Source organism: Nonomuraea aridisoli, assembly GCF_003236395.1.
In the GTDB taxonomy this organism is placed as follows: domain Bacteria; phylum Actinomycetota; class Actinomycetes; order Streptosporangiales; family Streptosporangiaceae; genus Nonomuraea; species Nonomuraea aridisoli.
Window position 1 is genome coordinate 1 of record NZ_POUD01000619.1, and the last position, 756, is coordinate 756.

The 756-nt window shown below is 73.7% G+C and carries 2 protein-coding genes; both read left to right on the forward strand.

Translation table 11 applies throughout. The features are described from left to right. Positions 1–513, forward strand: a 513-nt coding sequence (locus tag C1J01_RS50935) for a hypothetical protein (RefSeq protein WP_220040505.1), incomplete at its 5' end; no start/stop codon positions are given. A gap of 2 nt (positions 514–515) precedes the next feature. Continuing rightward, the coding region (locus C1J01_RS48430) for a hypothetical protein (RefSeq protein ID WP_146616062.1) at positions 516–756 on the forward strand (241 nt) is incomplete at its 3' end.

The window sequence follows — 756 nt, forward strand, 5'->3', positions numbered from 1 at the left end:
GAGGAGTGGGACGGGCTGGTGGGGGGCGCGCCGATGAGTGTGCTGGCGGCGCTGATCACCCTTGGACGGCCGTCGAGCTTGTTCGTCAACCGGGTCGCGGTCGAGGCGCTCAACCGTGAGCCGCCCGACCCGCGTCCGCTGGTCCTGGCTTACGACGCTTTCCCCGGAGCGTTCCAGCAGCTGCTCGCCGAGCACCCGCGCGAGACCGGCGTGCTGCTGACCACCGCCGGCGACGACGAGGCGCTCGCCGCCGCGCTGCACGGGGCACTGCGGCCCGGCTCGGGCGCCGACGGCCTGCGGGAGCGGGCCTGGCTGAACGTGGTGCGCGCCGTCGCCGCCCACGACGACGTCCTCGGCTCCGCCGTCCGCCTGGTGCTGGCCGAGGACGTCACGCCGTACACCGGCAAGCTCACTCAGACCCGGGACGGCGCCCAGCTCTCCTCTCCGTGGGACCGGCTGGACGCCGATACGGCCGCCCGCTTCCTCGGCGCGCTCAGGCTCCGGAGCCGCTGACCGTGCGCGAGAAACACGAGCTGCTGCGCGAGGCGGCGGACAAGGAGTCGCTCGCCGCCGCTCTCACCCGCTACGCCAAGGCCCTGTCGGACGCGTTCGAGGGCCTCCCATCACGGCCGGAGGAGTACACCCCCTTCTGGACGGGCCCATCCGCCGACCGCCACCTAGCCCGTTCCCTGCGGATACGCCGCGAGATCGCCGACCTATCGGAGTCCTGCCTCACCACCGCCGAGACCCTCCGCC